The 26,001-nt window shown below is 65.2% G+C and carries 22 protein-coding genes, 1 pseudogene and 1 riboswitch; of the genes and pseudogenes, 11 read left to right on the forward strand and 12 right to left on the reverse strand.

The features are described 5' to 3' along the window. Positions 1 to 45: 45 nt before the first annotated feature. Together C8D78_RS02215 and C8D78_RS02220 are read left to right on the forward strand one after the other, a co-directional pair. Complete coding sequence (locus C8D78_RS02215) at positions 46 to 846, forward strand: GAF and ANTAR domain-containing protein (RefSeq protein ID WP_244208198.1); 801 nt, start codon at positions 46 to 48, stop codon at positions 844 to 846. Positions 847 to 1,124: 278 nt separating this feature from the next. Beyond that, positions 1,125 to 1,958 (forward strand): sulfurtransferase, encoded by an 834-nt coding sequence (locus C8D78_RS02220; RefSeq protein ID WP_120950232.1) that lies wholly within the window; start codon positions 1,125 to 1,127, stop codon positions 1,956 to 1,958. Between the two features lie 63 nt (positions 1,959 to 2,021). Here C8D78_RS02220 and C8D78_RS02225 read toward each other — a convergent pair whose 3' ends face one another. Next, on the reverse strand, positions 2,022 to 2,975 hold the full coding sequence (locus C8D78_RS02225; RefSeq protein WP_120950233.1) for a DMT family protein: 954 nt from the start codon (positions 2,973 to 2,975) through the stop codon (positions 2,022 to 2,024). Between the two features lie 56 nt (positions 2,976 to 3,031). Here C8D78_RS02225 and C8D78_RS02230 point away from each other — a divergent pair, with 56 nt between their 5' ends. Further along, positions 3,032 to 3,598: a cysteine hydrolase family protein gene (locus tag C8D78_RS02230; RefSeq protein WP_120950234.1), complete on the forward strand. Its 567-nt coding sequence runs from the start codon at positions 3,032 to 3,034 to the stop codon at positions 3,596 to 3,598. Positions 3,599 to 3,738: 140 nt separating this feature from the next. On the opposite strand, the gene C8D78_RS02235 is transcribed toward C8D78_RS02230, so the two are convergent. Continuing rightward, complete coding sequence (locus C8D78_RS02235; protein WP_120950235.1) at positions 3,739 to 5,445, reverse strand: phospholipase C; 1,707 nt, start codon at positions 5,443 to 5,445, stop codon at positions 3,739 to 3,741. A 111-nt stretch (positions 5,446 to 5,556) separates the two neighbouring features. After that, the gene (locus C8D78_RS02240; protein WP_120950236.1) at positions 5,557 to 6,585 is read right to left on the reverse strand and encodes a DUF6454 family protein; all 1,029 of its coding nucleotides are present in this window, start codon (positions 6,583 to 6,585) and stop codon (positions 5,557 to 5,559) included. A 302-nt stretch (positions 6,586 to 6,887) separates the two neighbouring features. On the opposite strand from C8D78_RS02240, the gene C8D78_RS02245 reads away from it, so the two are divergent. Then, positions 6,888 to 9,656, forward strand: a complete 2,769-nt coding sequence (locus C8D78_RS02245; RefSeq protein WP_244208199.1) for an MGH1-like glycoside hydrolase domain-containing protein — start codon at positions 6,888 to 6,890, stop codon at positions 9,654 to 9,656. A gap of 48 nt (positions 9,657 to 9,704) precedes the next feature. Continuing rightward, positions 9,705 to 11,234, forward strand: coding sequence for an alpha-amylase family glycosyl hydrolase (locus tag C8D78_RS02250; RefSeq protein WP_208641846.1), 1,530 nt, complete (start codon positions 9,705 to 9,707; stop codon positions 11,232 to 11,234). A gap of 46 nt (positions 11,235 to 11,280) precedes the next feature. On the opposite strand, the gene C8D78_RS02255 is transcribed toward C8D78_RS02250, so the two are convergent. Genes C8D78_RS02255 through C8D78_RS02265 form a run of 3 tightly spaced genes read right to left on the reverse strand, consistent with a single transcriptional unit; the run spans position 11,281 to position 13,497 of the window. Beyond that, positions 11,281 to 11,808, reverse strand: a complete 528-nt coding sequence (locus tag C8D78_RS02255) for a DUF427 domain-containing protein (protein WP_120950238.1) — start codon at positions 11,806 to 11,808, stop codon at positions 11,281 to 11,283. A 33-nt stretch (positions 11,809 to 11,841) separates the two neighbouring features. After that, a complete protein-coding gene (locus C8D78_RS02260) occupies positions 11,842 to 12,507 on the reverse strand; it encodes a class F sortase (protein ID WP_244208200.1) in 666 nt (221 codons plus the stop codon). A 54-nt stretch (positions 12,508 to 12,561) separates the two neighbouring features. Further along, a complete protein-coding gene (locus C8D78_RS02265; RefSeq protein WP_120950240.1) occupies positions 12,562 to 13,497 on the reverse strand; it encodes an ice-binding family protein in 936 nt (311 codons plus the stop codon). 77 nt (positions 13,498 to 13,574) lie between these two features. Further along, a riboswitch (cyclic di-GMP riboswitch) is annotated at positions 13,575 to 13,649 on the reverse strand. A 220-nt stretch (positions 13,650 to 13,869) separates the two neighbouring features. On the opposite strand from C8D78_RS02265, the gene C8D78_RS02270 reads away from it, so the two are divergent. Next, positions 13,870 to 14,148 carry a YciI family protein gene (locus C8D78_RS02270; protein ID WP_120950241.1) on the forward strand — a complete coding sequence of 93 codons (279 nt, stop codon included), beginning with the start codon at positions 13,870 to 13,872 and terminating at the stop codon, positions 14,146 to 14,148. A gap of 488 nt (positions 14,149 to 14,636) precedes the next feature. After that, positions 14,637 to 16,016 (forward strand): condensation domain-containing protein, encoded by a 1,380-nt coding sequence (locus tag C8D78_RS02275; RefSeq protein ID WP_167467831.1) that lies wholly within the window; start codon positions 14,637 to 14,639, stop codon positions 16,014 to 16,016. A gap of 81 nt (positions 16,017 to 16,097) precedes the next feature. On the opposite strand, the gene C8D78_RS19640 is transcribed toward C8D78_RS02275, so the two are convergent. Further along, on the reverse strand, positions 16,098 to 16,595 hold the full coding sequence (locus tag C8D78_RS19640; protein ID WP_167467832.1) for a GNAT family N-acetyltransferase: 498 nt from the start codon (positions 16,593 to 16,595) through the stop codon (positions 16,098 to 16,100). 160 nt (positions 16,596 to 16,755) lie between these two features. On the opposite strand from C8D78_RS19640, the gene C8D78_RS02285 reads away from it, so the two are divergent. After that, positions 16,756 to 17,484, forward strand: a complete 729-nt coding sequence (locus C8D78_RS02285) for a class I SAM-dependent methyltransferase (protein WP_167467833.1) — start codon at positions 16,756 to 16,758, stop codon at positions 17,482 to 17,484. A gap of 13 nt (positions 17,485 to 17,497) precedes the next feature. Here the strand turns inward: C8D78_RS02285 and C8D78_RS02290 are convergent, their stop codons facing one another. From C8D78_RS02290 to C8D78_RS02305, 4 genes and pseudogenes are all read right to left on the reverse strand, one after another. After that, complete coding sequence (locus C8D78_RS02290; RefSeq protein WP_120950245.1) at positions 17,498 to 18,259, reverse strand: phosphotransferase; 762 nt, start codon at positions 18,257 to 18,259, stop codon at positions 17,498 to 17,500. A 73-nt stretch (positions 18,260 to 18,332) separates the two neighbouring features. Further along, positions 18,333 to 19,679 carry an MFS transporter gene (locus C8D78_RS02295; RefSeq protein WP_244208201.1) on the reverse strand — a complete coding sequence of 449 codons (1,347 nt, stop codon included), beginning with the start codon at positions 19,677 to 19,679 and terminating at the stop codon, positions 18,333 to 18,335. Positions 19,680 to 19,759: 80 nt separating this feature from the next. Then, complete coding sequence (locus C8D78_RS02300) at positions 19,760 to 20,653, reverse strand: aminoglycoside phosphotransferase family protein (RefSeq protein ID WP_120950247.1); 894 nt, start codon at positions 20,651 to 20,653, stop codon at positions 19,760 to 19,762. 78 nt (positions 20,654 to 20,731) lie between these two features. Then, positions 20,732 to 21,783 (reverse strand): annotated as a pseudogene (locus tag C8D78_RS02305) (S66 family peptidase). Between the two features lie 132 nt (positions 21,784 to 21,915). On the opposite strand from C8D78_RS02305, the gene C8D78_RS02310 reads away from it, so the two are divergent. The 3 genes from C8D78_RS02310 (at position 21,916) to C8D78_RS02320 (ending at position 25,464) form a co-directional block, all read left to right on the forward strand. Beyond that, entirely contained in the window at positions 21,916 to 23,292 is a 1,377-nt protein-coding gene (locus C8D78_RS02310) for a sensor histidine kinase (RefSeq protein WP_120950661.1), read from the forward strand. Further along, positions 23,285 to 23,968 carry a response regulator gene (locus C8D78_RS02315; protein WP_244208202.1) on the forward strand — a complete coding sequence of 228 codons (684 nt, stop codon included), beginning with the start codon at positions 23,285 to 23,287 and terminating at the stop codon, positions 23,966 to 23,968. The genes C8D78_RS02310 and C8D78_RS02315 overlap by 8 nt, the downstream gene beginning before the upstream one ends. A 74-nt stretch (positions 23,969 to 24,042) precedes the next feature. Beyond that, on the forward strand, positions 24,043 to 25,464 hold the full coding sequence (locus tag C8D78_RS02320; RefSeq protein WP_120950662.1) for an MFS transporter: 1,422 nt from the start codon (positions 24,043 to 24,045) through the stop codon (positions 25,462 to 25,464). Between the two features lie 76 nt (positions 25,465 to 25,540). Here the strand turns inward: C8D78_RS02320 and C8D78_RS02325 are convergent, their stop codons facing one another. After that, the gene (locus tag C8D78_RS02325; RefSeq protein ID WP_120950249.1) at positions 25,541 to 25,957 is read right to left on the reverse strand and encodes a VOC family protein; all 417 of its coding nucleotides are present in this window, start codon (positions 25,955 to 25,957) and stop codon (positions 25,541 to 25,543) included. Positions 25,958 to 26,001 lie beyond the last annotated feature (44 nt).

A 26,001-nucleotide genomic window follows, 5' to 3' on the forward strand; every position in this document is an offset into this window, starting at 1 on the left:
GCGCGGGTTAGCCGCGGACGTCAGTCCCGCGGCAGAGGGACCTTCATGTTTCCGGTCGAGCCGGGTAGTCTCACCCGAATGGGCCTGTGGGGAGGAGCTGGGATGGCATCGGAGGAGCTGTGGCTGCATGGGGCGGTAGCTGACGAGCTTCAGGATCTGGTGCTGGAGAGCGCCGATGTTGAGGATTTCCTCCGTGAACTGTCCCGGTTCGCGGCGGACACGTTGTCCAGGCCCGGGAGGCCGGTGGTCTGCGGGGTCACCGTCACAAGGCGGAAGAAGCCGGCGGCGACGGCGGCGAGCGATCCGGAGGCATTCGCGATGGATGAGATCCAGAATGCGGCCGGGGACGGTCCTTGCCTTGCGGCCATGAGGGACCTGAAGACCGTGTACGTCCGGGATCTGGCGCGCGACCGGCAGTGGACGACGTTCTCAGAAGCCGCCGCACGGCGGGGATACCTGTCGATTCTGGGTGTGCCGGTGGAGCTCGAAGACCAGACACGGGCCGCGCTGAACCTTTATGCCGAGGACGCTTCCGCGTTTAGCCCTGATGACATCCTCCAAGCGGAGAGTTTCGCCCGCCAGGCATCGAAGGCCTTGCGGCTCGCCCTCAGGATCGGGGGTCTCCATGACGCCCGGGACGACTTGATCGCTGCGATGGCATCGCGCACCGTCATTGACATGGCCATCGGGGCAATCATGGCGCAAAGCCGGTGCTCGCCGGAGAAGGCTTTTGCGTTGCTGAAGGACGCATCCAATACCCGCAATACCAAGCTCCGGGACGTCGCCAGATCCGTGATCGAATCGATCGGCGGAACAGCCGACATGCCGACACGCTTCGACGTTTAGGCCCGTGCGGGCCATCAAAGAACTTCCCGCTTCAATGTGCGGGCTGGTGGCGGAAGGCCCGGGGTGTCCCGTGTGGGGCAGCGGCGTTGTTAGCGCGTCAAGCTAGACGACTTCCTTCTGGAGGTCAGCCAGGAAGCTGGATGCGACGTCGCGGGTGAAGCCGCTGCGCGCGACGATCCTTTGTCCGTACCGGATTGCCCGGAGGCGGAGTAATGTGCGGATTCTCAGTGAAGGGCCGATCTGTCCCCGGTTGTTGACGCACTTTAGGAGGTCCGGCGATGCACGATACAGGCGATATCAAGGGTGGGGTCCTTGTGGGTGCGCCGTGGCTTGCGGAGCACCTGCACGATCCAGGGCTTCGTCTGATCGAGATCGACGTGAATTCGACGGCCTATGACCGCGGGCACATCGTGGGTGCTCTGCTGTGGAATGTCTACCGGGATCTGAAAGACGGCAACTACCAGCTCATCGAGCAGACCGCTGTCCACGAGTTGGTAGCCGGTTCAGGTATTGCGCCGGACACGACGGTGGTCTTCTACGGCTATGGACCGGCGATGGGCTTTTGGCTGCTGAAGCTCTACGGCCACTCCGATGTCCGCATTCTTGACTGCTCGCGAGACATATGGAAAGAGGCCGGGCTTCCGTGGACCACGGAAGTGACCACGCCGGCCCGCACAGAGTACCGACTGCCCGACCAAGATGAACGGCTCCGGGCCGACCGGACGCGGGTGCAGGCGGCAATTGATGAAACATCGGTCACGATTCTGGATGTTCGCAGTGAACTTGAATTCCGGGGCGAGCGGTTCTGGCCGTCAGGTGGTCTCGAACCGGGCGGTCGCGCGGGCCACATCCCCTCGGCCGTCCACCTTTCGATTGACGGCTTGCGCAACGAGGCCGGGGCGTTCCGAGGCGTTGAAGAATTGCGTAAAATCTTTGCGCCGATAGACCGCGGCGGCGAGGGAGAGGTGATCCCCTACTGCACCATCGGAATCCGGGCCTGCACGGCATGGTTCGCTCTGACTTACCTGCTTGGACGGGAGGGCGTGCGCGTCTACGAAGGGTCTTGGGCCGAATGGGGCCGGATGCCCGAGTCGCCGGTGGAAACCAACTGATGCGATTCGTCCGCTTTGCCGCTTTGCCGCTTGCCCGGCCCGGATTGCCTCCTGCAGGACTCTTCAGCGCCCGACGGCGGATGGGTCAGCCCCGCGTCCGTGACCGCGGCTCGGAGGCCGTGAAGCCGGTCTCTTCACAGTGGCGAGGAGGAAGACGCCGGCGACTGCTGTGGCGCCGGCGAGGACAAAGGCGACGAATGCCAGCGGCGGGGCGGCGTCGGCTTCACCGAGGATTGTGACGCCGACGGCGACCGCAACCAGGGGATCGATGACAGTCAACCCGGCGACCACAAGGTCCGGTGTGCCCCGGGTGTGAGCGTTCTGGACCAGGAACGTTCCGGACAGGGCGGCAATGACCAGCCCCGCCAAGCAGGTCAAGGACAGCCATTCGAAGTCGCCCTGGAACAGCCGGGCGATGACGGTCTTGGCCAGAGCCGCCACGAAGCCGAACAGGATTCCGGCGCCGCATGTAAAGATGACCGCGCCCCACCGGTGCCGCCAGAGGACGAAGCCGGTCCCGAGCCCTGCCAGGACGACGCCGAGCAAGGCCAGGATCGTGATGAGGTGCCGGTCGCTGACCTCAACGTCCCGCGCGGACACGGCTGCGACAGAAACGAAGGCGCCCACTCCGCCCACGCACAATGCCACGGCTATCAGGGCGCGGCGGCCCGGTGACCTGCGACTGGTACGGGCGGTGGCCAACGTGGTCACGACCAGGGCGACCGCGCCGATGGGCTGGACCACGATCAGCGGCGAAAACCTCAGGCTTGTCAGCTGGAGAATTATTGCCACGGCCAGCATGGCCGTGCCGCCCAGCCATACCGGCTTGCGAACGAGCGCCTGGAGCCGTCCTCCGCCCATACTTCCGGCGGCGTGCCCAGGGGCCGGTCCCTGCTTTTCGATACTTCTATGCTGGAACAATGTTCCAAGCGCGAGGAGCACGGCCCCGGCTGCGGCGATCGGGATGCCGAGCCAGTGGGAGGACATCAGGGCCGGCTCGGCCGCAGTTTGGATCATTACCCGACCTTACCGAACGAACGAGCACTGAGGTTCACCCTGTCTATTCTGGAGCCATGACTTCTCCCCGCACCGTTCTTCTCGCCATGGACTTCCAGTACGGCATCGTCGAGCGCGCCGGCACACCGGCAGCGCTTGAAGCCGCCGAGCGTGCGGTCACGGCAGCACGCGCAGCCAAGATCCCCGTGTTCTTCATCCGCGTCGCGTTCCGCCCCGGCTATCCGGAAGTGGCCGCTTCAAATCAGAGCTTCTCGCAGACCGCACGGAACGCCGGCGACACCATGACCGAAGCACATCCCGGCACTCAGGTGCACGAAGCGCTGGCGCCGCGCATCGACGAGCCCGTCGTCACGAAGAGGCGTATCAGTGCGTTCACGGGCAGCGATCTCGAAGTATTGCTCCGCGGCGCGGCGGCCGAGCACATCGTCCTTGCGGGCATTTCCACCAGCGGCGTCGTGCTCTCCACCGTCCGTCAGGCTGCCGATATGGACTATCGCATCACCGTCCTAGAGGATGCCTGCGCCGACCCTGACACCGAGGTGCACCGTGTTCTGATGGACAAGGTCTTCCCGAGGCAGGCAGAGGTCACCTCCACTGATGCCTGGATAGATTCCCTCGGCTGACCTCGATAACCCGTTCTCAATGAGAAACGCCACCCGGCGGCCTGCCGGGTGGCGTTTCTCAGCGGATTGCATGGCTGGCGGCTATTGTCCCGGCCGGAGCAGGCCGGACCGGGCCGCAGGATGCTGCTGCGCAGCGGAGTTTACCGGCCGGAGTTTTCCCGGCCGTTCCCGGTGGCGGTTATTGAGGCTACGGCGCCGGTCTGTTCGTTGAGCAGCACCGTGTCGTTGCGCTGCTTGCTGAAGTTGAACATGGCGTTTACCGAGCCGGCGCTGGCGTCGGCAGAGGCGTCGCCGATCTGGCCGGTGTGCCAGTTGTCCTCGATGAAGCGCAGGATCGAGGCCTGATCGGTCTCGGTGTGGTCCACGTAGTTCTTCTTCGCGAAGGGGGAGATGACCACCAGGGGCTGGCGGGGACCGGGGCCGCAGCGGTCAGCGTAGCCGCCGGCCATCGGCACTCCGCCGGCCGCGGCATTCTGGCACCAGGCGGCGTCGTCGGCGTTGTTGGAAGAGTTCTTCACCTTCGCGGCAACGTGGTCGTACCAGCCGTCCGAGTCGTCGTAGGCGAGGACGACGGCCGTGTTTTCCCAGTTCTTGGATTTCTGGATCTGGTTGACGGTGCTGGTGATGAATTTCTGCTCATCTATCGGGTCAGAGTAGGCGGCGTGGCCGTCCTGGAACATGCCTGCCTTCAGGAAGGACACCGCGGGCATGTTGTCGGTGTTGACCACCTTGTTGAACGCGGTGAGGTCGTACTGATGGTTCGCCTGGCCGTTGTGGCCGATCTCCGCGTCGGATGCCGGTGCCAGGTGGTGCGGGTTGGCGGTGGAGGCGTAGTACTGGAACGGCTGGTGGTGCGGGGAGTAGTCAACGACGCTGGCGCCGGCGGCGTTCGTGTGGCTGGACAGGCACGATGCCGGGGTGGTGGCGGTTGCGGCGGTGGTCGGTGTGAAGCCGCCCTGGAACCAGCCCCAGGAGGTGCCCTTGGCGTTGAGCAGGTCGCCGATGTTCCTGCCGTTCATGCCGGCCAGGTTGCTGGTCTTGGCGTGGCTGCTGTTCGAGCAGTCGTCGTGGACCGGGTCGGGGTCGTTGATGACCGTGCCGACGCCGTTCGCGTCCGGCTGGCGAACGGTGTAGTCGCTCCCGGCCGGTGTGACGGGCTGGCCTGCCGCGGTGTATTCGGTGGCTCCGTGGGTCTGGCCGGAGACCAAGTTCAGCGCTCCCGGGGTGGACGGCCCGAACACGGTGCTGAAGTGATTGTCGCTCATGGCGTAGTTCTGGGCGTAGTTCCAGATGCCGGTAACGGTGTTTCCGTCGTAATAGTCCATGGTCAGGCCGGGCCGGCCGTACTGGTTGGTGCCGCAGGCGTCCCGGCTGGTGTTTTCAACGAATTTGTCCATCAGGCCGCCGTTGTACGCCTTCTGTTCGGCGCCGTAGTTGTGGTCCTGGTCGCAGGTGACGGCCTGCATCGGCGAGAGCCGGGACGGCTGCGCCGCGTTCGGGTTGTTCGGTGCCAGCAGCCCGGCCGTGGCCAGGGTGTCGATCTTCTTTGGCGTGTTCTTCGCCGCGCTGAAGGCGGCCGCCTTAGTGCTTGTGCCCTGCTGGGTTTCGCCGGGAATATTGGCGGCCTTGGGGTAGGTGGCGAAGTAGTGGTCGAACGAGACGTTCTCCTGGAAGATCACCACCACATGCTTGATCGGTGTCGCGGTGCCGTCGTGTGTCTCGCCGGCTGCGGCCGGGCCGGCGCCGACGCCGACCAGGCCGGCTGTCAGTGCCGATGCCGCCAGGGCTGTTGCGCTCGTAGCGGCGGCAAGCCTCTTTCGGCTGAATCGTTGTGCTGGGTGGGGCATGGGAATTCCAATCATTGATTGCCCGGGGGCGAGGTGAATGAGGTTGGGAAAGAGTTCGTTGAGCGGGCCGCCGGCCGGCGCGGATGCGCCGTCCGCCGTCGCCGCACGCCTTTACTTGGCGGGAGTGGCGGTGGCTTCGTAGGTGAGGATTTCGGTGCCGTTGCCTTCGTCGCCGTTGTCGGGGGCCACCTTCATGGTGAGGTGGTCGCCGTCGGCGGTCATTTTGAAGGGGTTGCGGGTGGCAACGTGCCCGGCAGTGGACCACTGCTGGAAGGGGACGTCGCGGAGAACGTTGCGGGTTTTGAGGTCCATCATTGCCATGCCGCCGAGCTCGTAGGTGGCGCCGGTGCCGCCCGCGGCCGGGGCCTGCGGAAGGTTGGTGATTCCGCCACACAGCATCTGGGCGGTGGGGACGTACTGGCAGTCCTGGTAGTCGATGAAGTAGTTCGGGTTCTTCCAGGTCGAAAGCTGTTTGCCGTGCAGGTCCCATTCCGCGAAGCGCCGCGAGCCCCAGGTGTTGCCGATCAGGTGACCGTTCTCCTTGTCCATCACGATGCCGCCGAGGTGGTCCTTGACCTCGAACTGCTTGTGAACGTCCAGGGTGTTGGCGTCGACGCGGTAGATGATGGCGCTGCTGTCAGGCCGGTACTGGGCTACGGGGACCCAGACGTTGGTGCCGTCGAAGTCGATGCCGCCCGGGTGGTACATGTCGCCCTCTCCGAGGGTGATGTCCTTTTGCAGGTTGCCGGCCTTGTCCATCACGAACAGGTGTCCGATGCCCTTGCCGGGAGTGCGGTCGAACCCGTTCTGCGGAGTCTGGAACTTCGTGGTCGGCTCGATGATCTGAACGGCAGAGAGGAAGATGTGGTCCGGGCTGTAGGCAATTCCCTCGGTGTGGTAGGTGGGGAAGTTCAGCTTCAGCTTCGATGTTTGCCGCCAGGTGGTGTTCCGGTCGACACCATTGAACGCCTCGGCCAGCGACGTGGCCGTTCCCCTGCGGCTGCCGGATTCGGTGTTGTTGGCCCGGGGCTGGTCATGGCTCCCGGCGGCCTGGGCTGCCACGGTGCCGCTGATTGCGGCTGCGGTCAGCATGATGGCGGCAGCGGATGTGAGGATGCCTCGGGTGCGGGTCGTGCTCATGGGGGAGCCTCTCAGATGTTGGGTCGTATCGAGAGATCGTCACGTTACTTGCCGGTAGTTAACCCTCCAGAGCGGGCTGGTGAACAGCAGGTTGCGACTAGCCCACCGGTGAACATCGAAGAACGAACGGTGAATTATTGCTCCGGAGCAACCCGGGCGGTGCGCCCCTTGGTAGCATCGGGCTAGATGGGCACACCCGGCGCGGTGCGTGGCGTCGTTGAAGCCTGACGATGACCAAGTTGGGGCCATGATCGGGGTAGGTCTTGCGAGGTTCGGCTGTTAGCGCTTCCTGAGAGGACGTCATGACCGACGATACGATGCCGCCGGGGGCGCCTCCCGCCCTGACGGCGGAACATGCCCGGCTGGCCGAGGCCACGGGCGCGGCGGAGGATGTCCTGTTCGAGGCGAATCCCTGGTACGAGTGGGGACCGTACCTGTCGGAGCGGGCCTGGGGCACGGTTCGGGAGGACTACAGCGACAGCGGCGACGCCTGGGAGTACTTTCCGCACGATCACGCCCGGTCCCGTGCGTTCCGGTGGAACGAGGACGGCATGGCGGGACTGTCCGATATTCACCATGATCTCTGCCTGGGCTTGGCCCTGTGGAACGGGGCCGACCCAATCCTGAAGGAACGGATGTTCGGGCTGACCGGTCCGCAGGGCAATCACGGGGAAGACGTCAAGGAATACTGGTGGTACCCGGATGCGCTGCCCAGCCATGCGTGGCTGCGGTGGCGGTATCACTACCCCCAGGCGGCGTTTCCCTATCAGCAGCTGGTCGAGGAAAACGCCCGTCGCTCCCGGGACGAACCCGAGTTCGAGCTGCTGGATACCGGTGTGTTCGACGGCGGCCGGTACTGGTCGGTCGATGTCGCGTACGCGAAGGCCTCGCCGACCGAGGTACTGGCCCGGATCACCATCGAAAACCATTCATCCGAGGAAGCGGCGATTTCAGTATTGCCGACCCTGTGGTTCCGGAACACATGGCGGGTTACGGGCGAAGAGGCGCCGTCGTTGGTCCTGGACGGGGACGGTGTCGCGGTAGAACACCCGCGACTGGCCGGCTACCGGCTCGATGCCGCTCCCACCAGGGAGGGCGTGCGGCCGGAGGCGTTGTTCTGTGACAACGAGACGAACACGGCCCGACTGTTCGGCGCAGCTCCGGTCACGGCCTATCCGAAGGACGGCATCAACGATCATGTGGTCTCCGGCGCGGACACCGTAAATCCGCAAAACCGGGGCACCAAGGCATCCTGGTGGTACCAGGTGACCGTGCCGGGCGGAGGACAGGTCGAGCTGCGGCTGAGGCTGCACCGGCCGTCCCCTGACCGGACCCCGCCCACCGCCGGCTGGTCCGGCTCCTACTTCGATGACGTCATGGCAGCGCGGGAGCGGGAAGCGGACGAGTTCTACGCGGCGATCGCCCCCAAAGAGATCGGTGCCGTGCCCATGCAGGTGATGCGCCAGTCCTGCGCGGGGCTGGTCTGGAGCAAGCAAATGTACCCGTACCGGGTCAACGTGTGGTTGGACGGGGACCCCAACCAGCCGCCGCCACCGGCCGGGCATCGCAACGGCCGGAACACGGGCTGGCGGCACCTGGACTCGTTCGACGTGCTTGCCATGCCCGACCCCTGGGAGTACCCGTGGTTCGCGGCCTGGGATCTGGCATTTCACTCCATCACGTGGGCGCACCTGGATCCCGCGTTCGCCAAATACCAGCTGTTGGTGCTGCTACGGGAGTGGTTCCAGCATCCCAACGGGGCGCTCCCGTCCTACGAATGGAGCTTCGACGACGTCAATCCACCGGTCCATGCACTGGCCGCCATCCGGGTTTTCGTCATCGACGGCGGCACCGACGTCGAATTCCTGAAACGGGTGTTCCACAAGCTGCTGCTGAATTTCACGTGGTGGCTCAACCGGCAGGACCCCGACGGGAACAACCTCTTCGGCGGCGGCTTTTTGGGTTTGGACAACATCAGTCCAATCGACCGGTCCCACCTCCCGCCCGGCTTCAAGCTGGACCAGGCGGACGGTACCGCGTGGATGGCCTACTACTCGGTGGCTATGCTGACCCTGGCTACCAAACTCGCCGAGTACGACGTCGTCTATGACGATATGGTCGTGAAATTCCTGGAACAAGCCGTCCTGATCATGGACGCGCTGGAGGATTCCGGATGCTACGACACCGAGGACGGCTTCTTCTACGACCGGCTCACCGACCCTTCCGGGAATAGCGTCTCGATCAAGGTCCAGACGCTCGTCGGGTTGATCCCCGCACTGCCCGCCGTCGCGCTCCCCACCCAGAACACGGAACGGATCCGCCGCCTGCGGAAGCGGTTCGCCCGCCGGCTGGAACAGACCGATCGTCACGAGATCCTTGATTGGCAGGTGCGTGGCACGGGGGATTCCCGGCGGACGCTGATGTCGGTCGTCCCGGTGGATAAACTTGTTCGGCTGTTCGGCACCTTGTTCGACGAGGAGGCGTTCCTGTCTCCCCACGGCCTGCGATCGCTGTCCAAACGGCACAACACCCCCTACACGGTTCCGGGGCTGCCCACCGCGGCCATCCAGTACGAACCGGCCGAATCGCGGACGGCGATGTACGGCGGCAATTCCAACTGGCGGGGACCGGTGTGGTTGCCTGTCAACTACCTCATCATCCGGGCCCTGCTGCAGTACGACCAGTTCTTCGGTCCGGACTTCACCGTCGAATACCCCACCGGCTCCGGTCACCACCTGACCCTGCGAGAGATCGCCGGGGACCTCGCCGATCGGCTGGTGAGCATCTGGGTCCCCGGGCCGGACGGACGCAGGCCGGTCTACGGTGCCGTCGACCTCTTGCAGAACGATCCCGCGTGGAAGGACAACCTGCTCTTCTACGAATACTTCAACGGCGACAACGGCGCCGGACTCGGCGCCATGCACCAGACCGGGTGGACCGCTCTGGTCGCGGACCTCCTCCTGGACCCACCGCACCGAAGCCACCGGATGGTGTTCGGGGACATTCAGGAGCCCGAGGCCACGACAGGAGCGCCGGAAGAAGAACCGGGAACCCCTGGCCAGCAAGACTGAGCGAGAGTTGTCCGGCTCAGGCGAGTCACGATCGGAGAGCGAGCAGTGATGAACGGGATGGTAGTGCCGGAGCGACCACCGGGCCTGACGCCACCGGCGGCCCACCCCTTTATCTACGAGATCAACACGTGGGCATGGCTCGAATCAATCAGCGGGGAAGAAGGCAGACCCATTGATTTGGGCTCCGTCCCGCAACGGCACTGGGACGAGATTGCCGGCCGGGGCTTTGATTCGGTCTGGTTGATGGGCGTCTGGCGCCGCAGCCCCGCCGGAATTGCGATCGCATTGGCAAACCCATCCCTGCGGGCCGATTTCCAGGCCGCTCTTCCCGATTGGCGTGAAGAGGACGTCGTCGGGTCCCCATACTGCGTGCGGGACTACGTGGTCGACGACCGCCTGGGTGGGCCCGCGGGTCTTTCCGCCGCCCGGGCGGCGCTGGCGGTGCGAGGCGTCCGGTTAATTCTGGACTTCGTGCCCAACCACGTCGCACCGGACCATCCGTGGACCACGGAGGCGCCCGGGCTCTTCGTGGCGGGAACCGCGGCGGATCGTAACCTGGATCCGACGTCCTTCGTCGAGGTAGGCGGCCGGGTGCTAGCCAACGGGCGGGACCCCTACTTTCCGGCGTGGCCGGATGTCGTTCAGCTCAATGCCTTCGACCCCGCGCTGAGGTCGGCGGCCGTGGAGACCCTGAGGACCATTGCAGATCAATGCGACGGGGTGCGTTGCGACATGGCCATGCTGGTCATGAACGATGTCTTCGCCCGCACCTGGGGTGCTCGCGTCGGACCGGCTCCGGGCACGGAGTACTGGCCAACAGTGATCACTGCCGTCCGTGAAACCCATCCCGGTTTTGTGTTCCTCGCGGAGGCGTACTGGGATCTTGAATGGTCCCTGATGCAGCAGGGCTTCGACTACTGCTACGACAAGCGTTTGTATGACCGTCTTGTCAGCGGCAGTGCGGAGCAGGTGCGGCTGCACCTGCTGGCGGAGCCCGCATATCAGAACGCCCTTGTTCGTTTCGTGGAGAATCACGACGAGCCTCGTGCCGCGGCCTCGTTCGGAGCCGCCCGAACAAAGGTAGCGGCGGTGGCGGCCCTGACCCAGACCGGTGCGCGGCTGATTCACCACGGCCAGCTGATGGGGTGGCGGGTGCGCCTCCCGGTGTTCCTCGGCCGTTTCCCCGCCGAGCCGGCCGATGACCAGCTCGCGGAATTCTATCGCCGGCTCCTGGCGGCTCTCGCCGACCTAACCTTTCGGGAGGGCCACTGGCAGTTGTGCGAACGGTCGGGGTGGCCGGGGGACAACAGCTCCGATAACCTCGTCGCGTGGAGCTGGGACGGTGCCACCCGGTGGCTGATCGTGGTGAATCTCAGTGATGCACCCGCAACAGGCCGGGTGAGCGTTCCGTGGCCGGAACTGCGCGGTCACCGGTGGCAGCTGACCGACCCGACCCGGGACATGAGTTTCGACCGCGCCGGTGACGATCTCGTCGACGGGCTGTTCGTCAGGATTGACCCGTGGCAATGGCATTTGCTCCGCCTCGACCGAGCGCAAGAAAGCACTGACCACGGCTGACGGCAAGGATCCGAACCCGCCCTGCCGGCGCGCTAGAGCGATCAGCTCACCACCCGGTAGTGCCCGGGCCACCCTTGAACGGGCCAACGATTTGCGCGGTGATCCATCCGCCGTAGAAGTCACCTTCCTGGAAGGTCACCTGCTCGCCGTTGACCTCACAGGAGTCCATGTGCGCCGGGTACAGAGCAGCTCGAGTGCTGAGCGCCTCGAAACCCCGGGCGGGGTCCGGGTAGGTCCAGCCGGCGCGGGGAACGACGACTCCGCCGGCAACGACGTCGAAGTAGTGCGCCTCTCCCTTGAACTCGCAGAAGCTGGTGCCCTCGACCGGGACAAGGACACCTTCAGGGAATGCCTCCAAAGGCAAGTAGTAGACCGGGGGATGACTCGTCTCCAGGACGCGGACCGCATCGGTGGTGTCGGCAATGACCTGGCCGCCAAGCCGCACGACGACCCCGTCCGGTCGCGGCTCCACCCTCGGCGGCCGCGGGTAGTCCCACACCGATTCCTGACCGGCCTTGGGCGTGATGGGCTGGGGACGCCGGACGAAGCCGGAAAAACCGTGAGCGGGGGTCATATCACCATGCTGTCACGGATCCGCAGTCCGCTGTCAGGGAGTCGGTGTCCGGTCCGCGGTGATGACGATGTTCGTTCCCCAGAGGTCTGCGGTGTAGCAGCTGATCAGGATGAGCCTGTTGGGGACCTTGTTCCAAATGGGGCTGTCTTTGAGCGTGTTCTTGTTTTCAGTGGAAACGGCTTTGACGGTGTATGTCGCAGGTCCGGATTTTGTCGTGACGACGATCCGGCCTCCGGGTTTCGCCTGGCTGCTCAGGTGGTTGAAGGCGGAGTCCCGGCCTTCCCAGCTGTGGCCGATGATATATGTGGTGTCGGCAGAGCCCGGGCTGCCGAAAGGGGTCAGCCAGTAGGCGTCCAGTGTCATGGGCGGAACGATTGAGGCAGGCCCTTGGACTGGCGGTGTCAGGGGCAGGACGCCCTGGTCCATGCCGACATCGGCGTACGTGATGTGCAGCGGAGGGGAGCCTTGGGGCGCGGGCGTGGCCGGCATGGAGGTGGGCCGGGCATGGACAGGTGCTGGCGTTGTCGCCGCGGCGCCGGGTGCGTGCGCGGGCGGAGGCGTGGCAGGTGTTGCCGTGAGACTGAACATAACGCCCAGTGAGACGGCGATCAGGGCGCCGCCGGATATGAGCCTGACTCGCGGCCGGCGACGGGCAGGTGGCCTGGCGGGCGCACCCTCGGCCGTGATCTGATCATCCACGCCGGGGCGCTCCCGTGGCAGCATTGGGGATGGCCAAAAGCGGGTCTCCGCGTCTCATTTGTTCCGCTGGAACGGACGCTTTCTCCGGGTCAGCATCCAAGCCCCGATCAGGCCCGTCGCCACAGCGGCCGTGCCGATTGCCGGCCCGGCATTAGGGGCCTCCGCGGCCGTATCGATATTCAGCCCACGGCCGGACACGGTTCGGGGGGTGACGGCCGGCGGTGCTGTCGCAGTCGTGGCGGCGGCTCCGGCGGCTGACGCTGACGCCGTGACACACCCGGGCATCGTGAAGACGTTGGTGTCCAGCGATACTTGCCCGTTCCGGGCGAGCGCCCTTCCTTGGACGGTGGTGCCGGTCGTCGCGGTGATTGAGGTCAGGGCAAGAATATTCCCCTTGAAGGTCGACGCCGTGCCGAGGGTTGCGGAGCTGGCAACCTGCCAGTAGACGTTGCAGGCCTGGGCGCTGTTGGTCAGGACAATGTGGCTGGCCGAGGCGGTCGTCAGGGTTGAGGCGACCTGGAAGATGAACACCGAGTTGGGGTTCCCTTGTCCGTTGAGGGTCAGGGCGCCACTGACGGCCAGCGGACCGGAGGATTTGTATACGCCCGGAGTCAGAGTCTTCCCGACGAGGTCACCGGCCACGCTTGCGGTCGCCGCGCGGCCGGCCGCGTCGTTGTAAGCAGTGGTCAGATCGGACTGGGCCTGCAGGGCCTGGGCGTCGCCCCGATGGATGGCACCGGCCGCGATGCCGGGCCGAAAGCCGGTGATCGCACTGCCCGGGTTCACTCCGAGCTCTCCGCCCAGCGTCGTGGGTCCTGTGTTGGTAACTGTTGTTCCCCCCAGGACAGAGTACGCAGCCGCCGTCCCCAATCCCACCGGGGCGTCGGCGGCGTAAGCCGGGGACTGCCCGGCTACTGCCACAGCCAGCAGTGCAGCCGCGCCGATGGCGGCGCCGGCTGCGGTGCGACGTCGTTCCCGGGGACCGCGCATACGGGATCCGTCACTGGATGCGTCTTGGATATGGGTGTGCCTAGGAGAGATTGAAAGCATAATCGGGACCCTTGCTGATCGGCGGCCCGGCCGACCACTGGGGCCCCGTAGCTTTGCGTACCGGACTCGCGCGCGGTTTGCCCTTGTCGACGAGCGAATGCTCGATCTGCCCTAACCGTAACAGCAGGAAGCAGCAAATCATCAGCACGCTTGACGGGTTCCCTCAGTTTCAGCCTTTCGGCCGGACTTTGATTGCCGAGCTCTGCCCGCAGTTTCACCGGTGACGAAGGCCCGGATGAGGTGAGGACCGGGATGAAGAACGGGTGAGCCGGGCCCCGCGTGCTTGCAACGCTCATCGGTAGAATCTGTCACATGGAATTCGTCGTGTTGTACAGCCTTCGCGAGGGCGTCGACCGCTCACGCCTTCTCCAGACGTACCCCCGCCACAAGGATTACTACGAGGCCTTCCGCGCCTCCGGCGGCGGCCTCGTAGCGCTGGGCCCGTTCCAGACCCCGGATCCTTCCGCCGGGTCGATGGGGATATTCACGTCGCGCGAGGATGCCGAGCGTTTTATCGCCGGTGACCCCTTCGCCACCGAAGGACTCGCCGACCCCCGAATCCTCGAGTGGAACGCGGTTTGTTTCGAATAGGAGCAGGCCCATTCGGACAGAGGCGCTTTTGGTCGGCGTTCTCCGCTCCGCATCTCTTCGAGATCCAGAGGCATCTGGCGTGGCGACGGCGTTCACGGCCGGCTTCCACCTTCTAGTCCAGCGTGCCCACACAGGCATCGGAACCACGCCTGTCACCCGAGTGCCACTAACCTGATGGATCTGTGGAGCCGGCACGTGGCGACGTGCCGGCGGCTGGGACCACGGGCCGCCAGGTGACCGGCTTGCAGACCCCCGGGTTTTCCGCCGAGCCTCAAGGGCATGCGGGCACGGTACTGGGGTCCTTTCATGGGTTCATGGGACGTTCATTCTCCGGCCGGAGTCCGAACCCCGCCCGGACATTACCCGGCAGTAGTTTCTCGTGTGTTCCGTTCGCTGGCAGGCTGGGGCCGCAGCGGCAAATGACCGACGTGAGGACTGCAGTGAAGCCGATTTCTTTTGATGATTTTCGTCCTGCCCTTGGGTTGTTGATGGAGTGGAGGGTCGGGCCGCAGACGTCGGCCGCAGCCGAATCCGTTCCGGCCGGGCCGGAACCCTTGTCCTACAACCAGGAGCTGCACTTGAGCTCGGCCCGTGCCGCGCAGGTCGCGGGCCTGCCTGGCAACCCGTGGGTGGGTGCCTCTTTTGAACTGGAAGGGGCTTTCCGGGCTGATGCTCTGGGCCACGCCTTCGAATCCTGGCTACGGCGTCATGACGCGCTGCGCGGTGGCTTCCGGTGCGCCGGGCCGGGTGTTGAACGGTTCACGGTGCCCGCGGACGAGGTTTTCCTGGTCCAGGATGAAGCCGTCGCATTCGCAGCCGCGGATGAGCTGCATGCCTATCTGGGCCGGCGATTTGCCGAAGGGACCGATCCCTTTGCGTGGCCTCCGCTGGTCATGGGTGCCATCAGCCGTGACTCGTCGACCACGGTCTTTGTGGCAATGGACCATGTGGCCGCGGACGGTTACTCCCTGGCTCTTGCGGTATGGGAGCTGCAGACGACATACGAGGCGCACCTTCAGGGTGCACTGCCCGAGCTCCCGGAGACCGGCGGCTTCCTGGAATATTGCGCGGCAGAACGGGACTTCGGCGCCAGGATCTCCGCTGATGACCCGGCAGTGGGGGCATGGAGGGACCTGGTGCGCAAATGTGGCGGAACGGCCCCGACCTTCCCTCTGGATCTCGGCGTCGAAGCCGGCCGGACGTGGCCGCAACGTGTCTATAACCGGTGCCTTCTCCGGCCCGCGGAAACCGACGCCTTCGCTGCCGCCTGCAAGGATTCCGGAGGATCCGTGTTCGCCGGACTGCTCGCTTGTATGGCCTTAGCCGTCCGGGCGATGACCGGGAACGAGGAATTTCGTACGGTAACCCCGCTGCATACGCGCAGCAGGCCACAGTGGCGCCCCGCCATGGGCTGGTTTATCACGTGCGCGCCGCTGAGTTTCTCACTCGAGGGGGTCCAGTCCTTCGCTGAGGCCCTGGAGCGGGCCCAGCTCAGCGTTCAAGGGGCGGTGCGGCTGGCCCATCACCCCGCACTGAGGATGATCGAGCTCCTGGGCAATGAGTTCCGAATCACCCGCCGGGATCTTTTTTCCATGGTCTCCTTCACGGACTATCGGAAAATGCCGGGCGCGGATCGGCACGCGGAGTCGAACCCGGTCACCATTGGCCGTGTGACCGAGGCGGATGACAGCCACGTTTGGCTCTCACGCCAGCACGACGGGCTGCACATCAGCATCCGGCACCCCGACGCTCCGGTCGCGGCTGACGTGCTGGACGAGTACACCCGGTTGATCCGGGACGCCGCGACCCGCGTGCTGCTGGGATCGGACCCCCTGCTTGCCCCTGTCGCAACTTTCGCCGGCGCGTGAGCCCTGGACCCGCACAAATGGATCCGCACAAGAGGACCCGGCGCGTGCCAGGAGGCGGGGCGCACATGTTCCGTATAGGCCTCAGTCGTAGTCGTATTCGGCGTCATCGTCCGTGAGGCGGCGGAAATCCCGGGAGAGGTAGAGGGCCATCGCCGCCGAATTGTTTTCGTCGACGGTGACGGTCACTGTGCTGAGGCCCAGGGTGTGCAGGACGTGCATGCAGTGCAGGAGGAGTTCTTCGGCGAGGCCTTGACGGCGGTGGTCCGGGTGGGTGAATAGTTCATCGATGACTGCTTCGCCGTCACGTTCGGTGATGATGATGGCGGCTGTAATCTTCCCGCCGGGCCCGGACGTTACGAGCGACGCTGCTTCGGCTGTCCGGTTGCGGCCCCAGTCCGGGGAGGTGCCGATCCAGCCGAGATCGCGGCCGCGCTGCTGCGCACCGGCGTCGGCGTAAATGTCGCGGTGCAGACTGGCCAGCTCAGGGATATCGCCGGGTTCCAGGGGCCGGACAGGAATGCGGGCCGGTGTGTTGTTCTGGTGTCCGGTCACTGCAACAAGGGTGATCAATGCGTTCATGAGGGCGCTGCCTTCCCCGGCGTGCGGACGACACCGTTGAACCAAGTGTCCGGCATTGCTTCCGGGTGCGGAAGACACAAGACCGCAACGATCTCCGGGGGAGCTTTGCCGGCTCGGCGCACGCCGGACAGGACCGACTCGTTTCTGTAGCGTGGGCACGGTGACGGACAACCATGCTTCGGACTTGTATGACGCAGTCAATAGCTGGGGCCCCAGCGACGACTTTTTCCTGGGATTCGCCATGGCCGTCCCCGGCGGCCGCGTCCTTGACCTCGGCTGCGGCACCGGAGGACTGACGATCGCCGCGGCTAAAGCGGGCTGCTCCGTCATGGGTGTTGATCCCGACCACCCATCCCTCGAGGCGGCCCGCGCGAAACCTGATGCAGACAGGGTCGAGTGGATATACGGCAACTCCCGGGCCATTCCGGCAAATGCGCGCTTCGACGTCGTCCTCATGACCTCCAACGTGGTTCAGGAGATTCTCGACGACGTCGAACTTGCCCGCTCACTGGCTGACATCGCGGCACATCTTGTCCCCGGCGGCCGCCTCGCCTTCGATGCACGCGATCCCAATGCCCGGGGCTGGGAAGCCTGGACCAAGGAACGCAGCCACAAGATCGTCCGTCTCCCCGGAGGAGACAGCCACCACTGGTACCAAACCACTCACGTAGATGAACAAAGCGGCCTGATCGATTTCTGTGCGCACGAGATCGGCCCGGACGGGACCGCGCATGTCACGTGCGGGCCGTTGCGCTTCCGCTCAGAAGACCAGCTGCGTGCCATGCTCAGCGACGCGGGCATAGTCGTCGATGAAGTGTTTGGCGGCTATCGCGGCGAACCTGTGGGACACGGCGTTGGTGCTCTTACATTCACCGGACACCGTCAGTGAGGGATGGGCATGATCAGGGGCCCTGCCTCACGAGAGCTTGTTCCCAGGCTGCCTGATTCCGAACTACGTACTGAGCGGCGGCACGCCAGTGCTCGCCGTGTCCATGGACATACATATCGGCCCAGGGCTGGAAGCCGGTCGTGTGCGAGGACTTCAGGAGATTGAACATCGCGGCTGTCCGGTCGGCCATAGCGGCCGGGAGAGCCTTGCGGAGTGTGTCATCGGCGTCGTAGCCGTCCACGACGGCGCGCAGTCTCAAAGCGGCATCTTCCACCGGCTGCCCGTCGAACAGGTGGCCGAATGACTGCGCAGAGTATGCCAGATCCCACAGCCGGGTGCTGGGCCCGGCACCATCCCAATCGATGAAGACCCAGCGGTCTCCCATGATGAGGTTCCATGGCGCGAGGTCGTTGTGGCACATCAGATCCGGATTCTCAGCCGGGAGCAGCATCTCCCAGCTGGACAGGCTAGGGATCACGACCGTTTCGCTCGCATCATGAATATGCCTAATCATCCGGCCCACCCGTTGCAGTTCGTCCTGCCCGAGCGGCGACTGATCCAGCGCGAGTGTGCCTTCGATGTATTCGACCACGTGCCGGCCGGCGTCGTCCCGGCCCAGGGGCTGCGGTACATCCACCCCGGAGGATCGGAGCGCACCAAGATAGCTCTGCACGGCGGAAGAGTGCTTCAGCCAGGGTTTCCGGACGGTCTGCCCAACGCGCACCACACTTTCGGACGCATTACCCCCAGTCAGCGCCTGCTCATGCTCAGCCATCCCATCACGCTACTTGGCCGCACGCCCGGTAGCCAAAGACCGTTGGGCGCAGTTCGGAGCGGGTGGCCGCCGCCTAGGGAATGAGTGCCTCTTCGTCGGAGAGTTGCTGGACTTCGATCCGCGCGCCTCTGAACCTCGAGAACAGAAGCACAAGTGAGGCCAGCAGGAGGAAGACGGTGGCCGCCCAGAGCGCCGCTTCGGTACCCGCGACAGTGGCTATGACGCCGCCTAAGGGGGCTCCGATGACGATCATCCCCCGGTTTATCGAGCGCCTCGTGGCACTCATGCGGGCTATGAGCCGGTCCGGCGTAACAGCCTGCTGGTAGCCCATTTCCAGTGGCCCTTCGACTCCCATGGCCATGCCGAACAGCAGCTGCCCGAGGCCGGCCAGGGCAAACGCAGCCCACAACTCTCCGGGCCAGTACAGGGGAGCGCCGTAGGTGTCTCCCGCGTGTTGCCCGCCGGCGGCGAGGGGCGCCACCGCCACCAGAGCGACAGCAAAGGGCTGGGCCAGACGTGCCGCAACCATGGCGGTGCCCGTACCCCATCGGTGCCCCAGCCGGGTGGACAGGGTGGTTCCCACCACGGCCCCGATCCCGGAACATCCCATCACCAAACCCAAACCCAAGGAGCCCAACCCGAGGTCGTTCAAAATCACCGTCGGCAAGACGGCCCCGAGGATGGCCGAACCGATGAACCATATGTGGGTACTCCACGCCAAAGGCGCCAGATGGGAATGGCCGTAAACCCACCGCAGACCCTCCGCGACCTTGCGGTGAAATCGTTGCTTGCTTCGAACTGGCGCCTGACCGGATGGCCCTTTCAAGCTGAGGAGAACCCCTGCCGAGAAGAAATACGAGACGGCATCCACAAGAAGCGCCCCAGGGGCGCTCACCAGTGCGACAAGACCGCCGGCTACGGCGCTTCCCGTGGTTTGGGCCACGGTATCGCTTTGCTGGAGCCGGGCGTTCGCCTTGGTCAGCAAGGATCTGGGGACCAGCTGGGGGAGGAAGCTCTGGTACGCCGCGTCACTGGTCAGTGCGAGGGTTCCAAAGGCGAACATCAGGATGACTAAAGCCGTAACCGAGATGGTCCCCGTCGCCGCTGTCACGCACACGCCCGCAAGGATCAGGCCCCGGCCGACGTCTCCGCCAATGAGCACCGTTCGGCGGGGCAACCGGTCAATCCAGACTCCGGCAACCAGGCCGAAGAGCAAATACGGGGTCCATCTCGCCGCATTGACCAGCCCTTGGTCCAGCGGCGTGCCGTTCATCGACACCAGAATCAGGAAAGACAATGCCAAAGTGGTTATGTAGGTGCCGAAATCGGACACGGTCGAGGCCAACCAGAATCTGACAAATGCCGGATACCGGCGAAGCTTTGGCTCCGTTGCCGAATCGCCGGTGGCAGAGATGCCCACGGTGCCCCCAATCATCTCGTAGGCGTCGAGCCTAGCGTGCCGCCGATCCGCTGATCCGCTGATGCGTGCTTGGTGCTCGCTTAGCGGATGCCGGCGAGGTGGCGCATAAGCGTCACCTCCGCGGTCTTCGCGGTGCGGCGGGCGAGTGAGACTGCCATGATCGGGGCGAAGTTGCGGCACCAGAGCCACAGCCGGTCGGCGTCGATCGGTTCGGCGAAATCAGCGAGTTGCCGGCATCGGCTGCGAATGGCCGCTTCGCTGTCCGCCCCGGACATGGCCAAATCGGTGAGGTCCATCGCTGGATCGCCAATGCACGGGCGAGGATCGATCGTGACCGTCCTGCGCCGGTCGCCGACCCGCAGAATGTTGCCGGGGTGAAGATCACCGTGAAGAAGCGTTGCTCCTTCATTTGCCATATCCAACGCAGCCTCGCGAGACCGGCGCCAGACGGCATCGCCGACTGGTGGGTTCGGGAGGGCGTGTCGACGGCGGTCCCACAACTCGAACACGAACTCCAGCCGTTCACGGGCAGCGGGAACATCGGCGGGCGGTGTCCCGCGCGGCAGGTAGAGGTCGCCGATGATGCCGGCAACATCCGCGATGCCCCATGCAGCATCTGCCAGCCCGGCGGCGTCGGGGAGCCATTCGAGCAGGATCGCGCCGCCGGTGGCGTCCGCGTTGACCAGGTTAACGACGGCGGGGGCGTCCGCCCAGTACCTCAGCGCGGCCGCCTCCTGTTTTGTGATCGTTGGGTCGGGTGAGAGCTTGAGCGCGTACCGCGATCCGTCCGTGATCGACACGCACTCGACAACGGCGCCCGTCCCGCCCGCGTGGACACTGCGTGGGTCCAGCCCCCACTCCTGACACAGCGCTCCAACGGTCGGCCCGACGTCGTCGATCCAGGCCGCAGCGGCGGGGCCGAACCGGTCGAGAAGCCGGCCGCGGGCAGCGGCGGGAAGTGCAGCCTGTGTCATGTAGCGATGCTAGGCGTTCCGACGCCATCCCTGCGAATGCCCCGGGCGGTCCCCCGGTGCGGACTCCGCCGGGCCCAATCAGGCATAGCTGGCGGTAACCGTCTTAGCAGCGCCGTCGAGTTGGATTGAACCGCCGTAGGGGAGGATCCACTGCGGCCGGGTGTGTCCGAACGGGACCCCGATGCAAACGACGGCGTCCGGGTTGTAGTGTGCGATTTCGGTGCTGACCACATCTCGCTGCGCCGCGCGCAGCCGGGCCCGTTCGGCGGCAGGCGGAACCTGCCCGTGGATGCTGACGGGAGGCCTGGCGACCATCACGCCGGCGACCGCCTCAAGGACACCCCGCTCGCCGAGCGCTCGAACCCATCGCTTGACCCAGTCTGCCGGAGCCAGCAGTTCGCTGGTTTCGAGGATCAGGATTGCGCCCCGGAGCGCGTCGGCGGGGGGAGCCTGTCGGCGAGGGCGAGCTGGTCAATGACTTCGACGCAGCCGCCCCACGTGTGGCCGGAGACCGCGCGTTCCGGGCCTGTCCACGCCCAGGGCTCGGTGGGCCCGCGGTCGCCGTATTCCACGAGTGCCCGGGGGTCCAGCCAATCCGGGCCGAAGTCCTCCGACTCCCCGGGGTCGGTGATCTGGAGCTGGCCTCCAGTGAGCAGCGCGGCCCGCAGGGAAGCGAGGTGGACGTCGTCGGCGCCCGGCCCGGCGCCGAGATGGACTTGGGTTGACCCGCCGTAATACGCGGGTATCCCAAGTGACCACAGCCAGTTGAGCACGTTGGTGTTGTCGCTGTAGCCGATGAAGATCTTGGGATTGGCAACCGCCGCCGACTCGTCCAGATGCGGTACGACGGTGATCTGGTCGTCGCCTCCGATGGTGGCGAGAATCGCCCGGATGCCGGGATCGGCAAATGCCGCATTGATGTCCGCCGCCCGTTCCTCGGGACTGGATCCGAGCTTGCGAGTCGTCGGGAACTCCACCGGGATCAGGCCTGTGGCGGCTGTTAGCCGCCGCATCGCCTGCTCGTGCACGGCCGGGGCCAATCCGGGCGCCGCGAACGAGGGGGAGAGGACCGCGACCCGATCGCCCGCCCTCAGCTTCCGAGCGGACAAGTTCCGTTGCGAAAGTTCCATTCACTCATCGAACCAGACGGGGGCACTGAGACCGGCGCAAAACTGGCTCAAAGAATGAATTATCTGCCTTTTGGGTGGAGATTGCCGTGATATGCGGAGGGCGGGGTGATTGCCGTGGATATGGTGACTGGCATGGAACCAGTTCTGAAATTTGCGCGGTGTTGGGGCGCCCCCGCGGCGGCCGTCGTCTTCTTCTCTCTATGGTGCATCGCCGAGGCCGGCAGAATGGGAGGATCCTGGCTGACGTGGTCCGGGAACTGGCCGCTGGCCTTGATGACATTGGCTGTTGCCACGGCTTCGTGGAAGCCGCTGGTGTCCCTCGGGTTCACGGCGGCGCTCCTCGCCGGACAGTTAAGTCATGCCCTTCCGCCGATGTATTCCAACCACTGGGCCATCTACCTGGGCTCCTTTGTCGCCCTTGGCTTCATATTGTGGACCGCCCCGCCACGGCTGCGGTACATCGCAGTGGGCGCGAATGTGGCCGCCGCTGCCATCATGACTTTCCTGATGCTCTCGTGGCGATACGGCAACGGCGTCGGTTGGTACCGCCCTGCCTATGCCGGCGACCGGTGGATGCTGCAGGACTATGGCTGGCAACTGTTTGCGCTCCTCCTGCTGATCGCCGGGTCCTGCGCCGCCGTCGGACTTCTGCTGGCGCTGTTTCAGGAACGGGGCAGTCTGTTCCGGGCCCGTGAATTGGCGCAGAGCAGCCTGAAGGAAACCGAGATCGACCTGATCGTGGAGCAGGAACGGACACGCATCGCGCGGGACCTGCACGACGTCCTCGCCCATTCACTGGCTGTCATCGCCGCCCAGGCGGACGGGACCCGCTATCTCAGCACGGACCAGCCCCAGGCTGTCCTGAATGCCCTTGACACCATCGCGCGGTCAGCGCGCAGCGCTCTCGGGGACGCCCAACGCGTGATCGAGGGTGTCCGCGATGACGGCCTGGTGACGCCCCAGCCGCGGCTGAGCGACATTCCGGCACTCATCGAAGGCATGCAGCGCGGCAGTTTGAAGATCCACCCCTCCGAGTCCGGGGAGCCGGTGGAGCTCTCCACGGGACAGGAGATGGCGGTCTTCCGGATCGTTCAGGAATGTCTGACCAATGCCCTCAAACATGGCGGGCGCGGCACCGATGTGCGGCTCCATTTTGACTGGAGCGGCCCGGGCCTGACACTGCACGTGGCTTCTGGCGTCGCCCAAGCCGGCAACGACGGCGCTGGGATGCCGGCCTCGTCCCGGGTCGGGAGGGGACTTCCCGGCATGCGCGAGCGGGCCCATCTGGCCGGCGGCTGGCTGACAGCCGGCCCGGACGGGGAGCACTTCCGGGTGGCTGTCTTCATTCCCTACGGCACCCGGGAAGCGCGGCCAGGCGACGATACAGTGGGCGCCGGAGCCCGGCATGCCTTCGGTGACGATTCCGGCGCGGAAGCTCAGCCTGTGCTGGCCGCGCCGGGTCTTCCCGGGCTGGCTGGGGCCGCAAGGGAAGCGGACCACCGTGGCTGATGCCGGAGCGCGCATCACAGTGGCCCTAGTGGATGACCAGCCCTTGTTCCGGGCGGGTATCCGCATGCTGGTGGAAAGCCAGGGGGACTTGGAACTCTCGGGCGAGGCCGGTGACGGGGGAGAGGCCGTGACCCTGGCGATCGAGCGGCGCCCGGACGTTATGCTGATGGACCTGCGTATGCCGGTCATGGACGGCGTCGAAGCGACGCGGCGGATCGTGCAGCACGCCGCGGCGGCGGGAACCGACAAGCCAAAGATCATCGCGCTGACCACGTTCAACCGTGATCAGGCCGTGGTCCAGGCCGTGCAGGCCGGCGCGAGCGGGTATTTGCTCAAAAGCGCGGAACCGGAATTCCTCCTGGCAGCGATCCGGACCGTTCACTCCGGCTACTCGGTCATCGCCCCAGGATCCATCCATTCCCTCTTCGAGCATGCTGCCCGCAACGCTCCAGCTGCGGGTCCGGACTTGACAGTGCTGAGCGTCCTGTCCGTGCGGGAGCGGGACGTCTTTCTACTCGCGGCCAAAGGCCTCAGCAATGGTGAAATGGCCGAGAGTTTGTTCGTCTCGGAAGCAACCATCAAAACTCACCTGCGCAGCGTCCTGGACAAACTGGAACTCCGCAGCCGGCTCCAACTGGTGGCATTCGCCCACGAACGCCGGCTATTGGGTACCTGAAAAGTTGCTGTGAGGACTCCGGCCCGCGTTAGCTCCAGCGCTTAGTGTTTACTGGGAGGGTGAACCTCCCGGCGGTGGCTCGTACGCAAGCACTCGTACTCTGGATCGCGATTCTCGCGTCCTTTGTGTCTTTCCTCGACAGCAGCGTCATTAACGTGGCGCTGCCCGCCATTTCACGGGAACTGGGCGGCGGCCTGTCCACACAGCAGTGGGTTGTCGATGCCTACCTGATCACCCTGGGCTCACTGATCCTGGTTGCCGGTTCGCTCTCTGATTTGCTGGGACGCGTTGTGGTTCTCCGCGCAGGCCTGATCGGATTCGGCGCGACGTCCGTCATGTGTGCGCTGGCGCCGACGGTGGAGGTGCTGATCCTGGCGCGGGCCCTTCAGGGCGCCGCGGGCGCTTTGCTGGTGCCCAGCTCCCTCGCCCTGATCACGTCACACTTCGACGGGGCGCCGCGGGCAAAAGCGATCGGGCAGTGGACCGCTGGAACCACAGTGGCCTTCATCGCAGGACCGTTGCTCGGCGGGGTGCTTGTCGATTCTGTGGGCTGGCGTTGGGTATTCGGAATCAACGTCCTGCCCATTGCCGTGACCCTGTATCTGCTGGGCACCTTGCGGGCCAAGGACGTGCGCCAGGTGGGGGTGCGGATCGACTACCCGGGCGCCGTGCTTTGCGTCTTGGGGTTGGCGGGGCCGGTCTTCGCGCTGATCGAACAAGGGAACTATGGCTGGGGGAGCCCGCCCATCATGGCGCCCCTTATCCTCGGTATTCTGTGCCTTGCCGGATTCATTTGGCGGGAACGGACCGCTCAGCAGCCGCTGCTCCCGCTCAGCCTTTTTAATGTCCGGAACTTTTCGGTCGGCAATGTGGCTACAGCACTTATTTACGCAGCGCTGTCCACCGGGGGATTCATTGTGGTGCTCTTCCTGCAGCAGGTTGCGGGTTTTCCGGCGACCCTGGCGGCACTGGCGTTGCTTCCCGTCAGCATCGTCAGCATCCTCCTTTCCTCGTGGTTTGGTTCGCTGGCCGGACGGTTCGGGCCCCGCTGGTTCATGGCGCTCGGTCCCGCGCTGGCCGGTGGCGGCTACCTCCTGATGCTCGGGGCTGAATTACCGGTCAACTATTGGACCCAGCTACTGCCCGGGATCCTGCTGTTCGCGCTCGGGCTTTCGGCGACCGTCGCGCCGCTCACTGCCGCCATTCTCGGGTCGGTTTCCGAACGGCAGGCCGGCATCGGCTCGGCAGTGAACAACGCCGTCAGCAGGGTTGCCGGACTGATAGGCATCGCGCTGGTGGGCCTCGTCGTGGCCGGCCAACTTGATTTGGGGGGATTTCACCGGGTGGTGGCCTCGACGGCGGTGTTGCTTATCCTCGGGGGCATAGTCTCCGCCGTCGGAATCCAGAATCCGGTCCGGAAGCCAGAAGCCAAAAAAGGACAGCATGACGCAGCGGGAAACACACACCTCGGCCAGACTTTCAGGCGTGGCCGATAGGGCTGCGGGCGTGAGGCCCGGCCAAGGTCGGTGAATTATGCCCTGCTTCTGCGGTCGGCTATTGCGGGTCCGGACGCTAGTCCTTGGCGCCGGCGATATTGACCAGCCAGGCTACGCCAAATTTATCGGCGCACATCCCGAACGTGTCGCCCCAGGGCGCTTTTTCCAGGGGCATGGACACGGTGCCGCCATCGGAGAGCTTTTCCCAGTATCCGCGGAGCTCGTGGTCGTCTTCGCCGCTGAGGGAGATGCTGAAGGTGTTGCCCGGCTTGAATTCCATGCGGGCGGGAGTGTCCGATGCCATCAGGGTGAAGCCGGAAGGGGATTCAAGCTGTGAATGCATCACCAGGTTCTCTTCGGCGGGATCCTGGCTCGCGTGCAGGTCGGCAAAGGTGCTGATGGCCAGCTCACCGCCGAAGACGGCCTTGTAGAACTCCATCGCTTCACGGGCGTTGTCGCGGAAGCTGAGGTAGGGATTGAGACGGGTCGTCATGATCAATTCTCCTAGGTTGTTGGGGCGATCATTTCACCACCGGG

The organism is Arthrobacter oryzae (assembly GCF_003634095.1).
Classification (GTDB): Bacteria; Actinomycetota; Actinomycetes; order Actinomycetales; family Micrococcaceae; genus Arthrobacter; species Arthrobacter oryzae.

What these genes read in the sequence shown, in the direction of transcription:
- C8D78_RS02235 (WP_120950235.1), bottom strand. Translation starts at nt 5,445, where the DNA reads ATGCCCCACCCAGCACAACGATTCAGCCGAAAGAGGCTTGCCGCCGCT.
- C8D78_RS19640 (WP_167467832.1), bottom strand. Translation starts at nt 16,595, where the DNA reads ATGAACGCATTGATCACCCTTGTTGCAGTGACCGGACACCAGAACAAC.
- C8D78_RS02220 (WP_120950232.1), top strand. Translation starts at nt 1,125, where the DNA reads ATGCACGATACAGGCGATATCAAGGGTGGGGTCCTTGTGGGTGCGCCG.
- C8D78_RS02215 (WP_244208198.1), top strand. Translation starts at nt 46, where the DNA reads ATGTTTCCGGTCGAGCCGGGTAGTCTCACCCGAATGGGCCTGTGGGGA.
- C8D78_RS02310 (WP_120950661.1), top strand. Translation starts at nt 21,916, where the DNA reads ATGGAACCAGTTCTGAAATTTGCGCGGTGTTGGGGCGCCCCCGCGGCG.
- C8D78_RS02265 (WP_120950240.1), bottom strand. Translation starts at nt 13,497, where the DNA reads ATGCGCGGTCCCCGGGAACGACGTCGCACCGCAGCCGGCGCCGCCATC.
- C8D78_RS02230 (WP_120950234.1), top strand. Translation starts at nt 3,032, where the DNA reads ATGACTTCTCCCCGCACCGTTCTTCTCGCCATGGACTTCCAGTACGGC.
- C8D78_RS02250 (WP_208641846.1), top strand. Translation starts at nt 9,705, where the DNA reads ATGAACGGGATGGTAGTGCCGGAGCGACCACCGGGCCTGACGCCACCG.
- C8D78_RS02255 (WP_120950238.1), bottom strand. Translation starts at nt 11,808, where the DNA reads ATGACCCCCGCTCACGGTTTTTCCGGCTTCGTCCGGCGTCCCCAGCCC.
- C8D78_RS02270 (WP_120950241.1), top strand. Translation starts at nt 13,870, where the DNA reads ATGGAATTCGTCGTGTTGTACAGCCTTCGCGAGGGCGTCGACCGCTCA.
- C8D78_RS02290 (WP_120950245.1), bottom strand. Translation starts at nt 18,259, where the DNA reads ATGGCTGAGCATGAGCAGGCGCTGACTGGGGGTAATGCGTCCGAAAGT.
- C8D78_RS02275 (WP_167467831.1), top strand. Translation starts at nt 14,637, where the DNA reads ATGGAGTGGAGGGTCGGGCCGCAGACGTCGGCCGCAGCCGAATCCGTT.
- C8D78_RS02240 (WP_120950236.1), bottom strand. Translation starts at nt 6,585, where the DNA reads ATGAGCACGACCCGCACCCGAGGCATCCTCACATCCGCTGCCGCCATC.
- C8D78_RS02300 (WP_120950247.1), bottom strand. Translation starts at nt 20,653, where the DNA reads ATGACACAGGCTGCACTTCCCGCCGCTGCCCGCGGCCGGCTTCTCGAC.
- C8D78_RS02245 (WP_244208199.1), top strand. Translation starts at nt 6,888, where the DNA reads ATGACCGACGATACGATGCCGCCGGGGGCGCCTCCCGCCCTGACGGCG.
- C8D78_RS02325 (WP_120950249.1), bottom strand. Translation starts at nt 25,957, where the DNA reads ATGACGACCCGTCTCAATCCCTACCTCAGCTTCCGCGACAACGCCCGT.
- C8D78_RS02225 (WP_120950233.1), bottom strand. Translation starts at nt 2,975, where the DNA reads ATGATCCAAACTGCGGCCGAGCCGGCCCTGATGTCCTCCCACTGGCTC.